Annotated in this window: 1 protein-coding gene; it reads right to left on the bottom strand. The window is 74.4% G+C overall.

All coding sequences use genetic code 11. The annotated features are described in order from the left end of the window. Positions 1-2,534 (bottom strand): type I polyketide synthase (locus tag ABEB00_RS34920; RefSeq protein WP_345624752.1); only part of this gene is annotated, 2,534 nt, incomplete at both ends.

Here is a 2,534-nt window from a genome sequence, read left to right as displayed (position 1 = left end):
CGGGAAACGGCACGCCATACCGACGATCGCGATCGGCTCCGAGGCGTCGGCGGCCACGACTGCGGTGGCGGCCTCCGTCGCGTCCGTGCTCAGCAGGAGGTCCCTCAGATGGCGGGCGACGGCGTCGGGGGTCGGGTAGTCGAAGACGGCGGATGCCGGGAGGCGCAGCCCGGTGGCCGCGTGAAGTCGATCGCGTACCTCGACGGCGGTGAGGGAGGTGAGGCCGAGGTCGCTGAAGGCCTGCCGGCCGTCGATCACTTCCGGGTCGGTGTAGCCGAGGACCGCGGCGACCTCGGTGCGCACCAGGCGCAGCAGGTGGCGTTCCTGGTCCTGGCCGCTCAGGCTCGCGATGTGTGCGCGCAGCGCGGCGGATCCGGCTCCGGCGGCGGGCTCGGCGTCGTCCGTGCTGTGGGCGCCGAGCGCGGCACGCAGGTCCGGGAGGTCTTGCAGGGCTTGCCGGATGCGCGGGGGGAGGCCCGTGGCGAGCAACCGTTCCCAGTCGACTCGCGCGATGGTGACGCAGGTGCGGTGCCGCCCCACCACGTCGCCCAGCAGGGACAGGGCCTCGTCGGTGGGGAGGGGCACAAGGCTCTGCCGCCAGGACGGCGCTGGCGTACGGAGGCCGTCGGTGTCCGGGGCTTGGGGCGAGGCGGTGCCGTGCGTGGTCGTCCATGGGCCCCAGGTGACGGAAGTGGCCACCAGCCCCAGCGCGCGCCGGTGCTCAGCCACCGCGTCGGCGAGGGCCTGCCCGGCCGCGGCGCCGCCCAGGCCGGGGCCAGCGAGGGTGGCCGAGGCCGGCGAGAAGAGTACGAAGGCGGAGAGGTCTGCGCTCCGGGTGAGGTCGTGCAGGTTCCACACCGTCGCCGTGTGGGCGTCGATCACCGGCCCGCACTCTCCCGCCGCCGAGGGTGCGAGGCCGGGGTGAGCGTCGTGCGCCTCGTCCAGCCCCGCGGCGTGGACGACGGCGGTCAGCGGGTGCTCGGCCGGCACCGAGGCGAGCACCTCGGCGAGGGCCTGCCGGTCGGTCTCGTCGCACGACGCCACCGTGACGCCGACCCCGAGGGCGACGAGGTCGTCCACCAGTTCCGTGACTCCGGGGGCGGAGGCGACGTCCCGGCCCGTCAACAGCAGATGCCCGGCTCCCCGGGCGGCGAGCCACCGTGCGACGGTCCGTCCCACCGTGCCGGTGCCGCCGGTGACGAGAACGGTGCCCCGGGGCTGCCATCCCCGCGCGGTGCCGGCCTCGCCGTCGTGGGGGAGGGCACGGTTCACCGGAGCCAGACGGCGGACATAGGTGCCGGTGCGCCGCACCGCGAACTGGTCGTCCGTGCCGTGCGGGGCCATGACCGCGGCGGCCAGGCGCCCCCAGTCCCGCGGTCCCGGAGCGGCGGGCAGGTCCACCACGCCGCCCCAGTACCGTGACCGCTCCCAGGCGAGGACTCGTGCCAGGCCCCACAGGACGGCCTGCGTGGGGCGGTCCACCGCGTCCTCCGGCTGCGCGGCGACGGCCCCGGCGGTGACGCACCAGACGGGGACCGCTGTGCCGGCCAGCTCGACGGCCTCGACGACCGCCAGCGCGGCGGCGGCGACGGGCGGGCCGGTCTCCTGCGACAATGCGGGCAGGAGGGACAGCACGCCGCCCAGGGGCCGGCTGTCCGTCTCCACCGCCTCCGACTCGGTCGCCGCGTCGACTGCCCGGGATGCCTCGTCGGCCTTCTCGGCCGCCGTTGGGCCTGCGAGTCGCCGGACGTGCAGGGCGAGTGACTCCGCGTCGGGGTGACGGCCGTCGACGCCGACGACGACGCCACGCGCACCGTGGGCGTGCAGAGCCTCCAGCATCCCGGAGGCGGCCTCGCTCTCCTCAAGCCCTTGGGGAACGCACACGAGCCAGGTCGCCCTGCTTGACGTCCCGGTGGGCGCGCCGCTCGTACGGGTGCCGCCCCGTGGCTTCCACACCACCTGGTACTGCCAGGGTTCGGCGGCCGGCTCATCGGCTGTGGAGGGCAGCAGCCAGTACCGTTCACGCTGGAAGGCGTAGGTCGGCAGATCGACCCGGCGGGCCCGGGAGCCGGTGTAGAACGCCGACCAGTCGGCGTCCGCACCGCGCACGAAGATCTGGCCCAGCGCGGTGACCGCCGACCCGGGCTCGGGTCGGCCCCGGCGCAGTAAGGCGACGGCCGCGGACGTGTCAGGTTCGCTCAGGCAGTCGGGGATCAGGGCCGTCAGGACGCCGTCGGGGCCGACTTCGAGAAACGTCCGTACGCCTTCGCTCTCCATGGCCCGGACGGTGTCGGCGAAGCGCACGGGGCGCCGTACGTGTTCGACCCAGTAGTCCGGCGAGGCGATCTCCTTGGTCACGGGTTCGCCGGTCACCGCGGACACCATCGGCATGCTGGGTGTGGCGAACGACAGGCCGCTGAGGGCAGAGCGGTAGGCGTCGAGCATGGGGGCCATCAGGGGTGAGTGGAAGGCGTGGCTGACCGGGAGGCGTTTCGTCTTGTGTCCTTGTTGCTGGAGCCGGGTGCCGATCTCCT

Origin of the sequence: Streptomyces ziwulingensis, from assembly GCF_039542605.1 — a bacterium.
In the GTDB taxonomy this organism is placed as follows: Bacteria; Actinomycetota; Actinomycetes; order Streptomycetales; family Streptomycetaceae; genus Streptomyces; species Streptomyces ziwulingensis.
The sequence above is the reverse complement of the archived record's forward strand: the minus strand, read 5'-3'. Positions and strand labels throughout refer to the sequence as shown.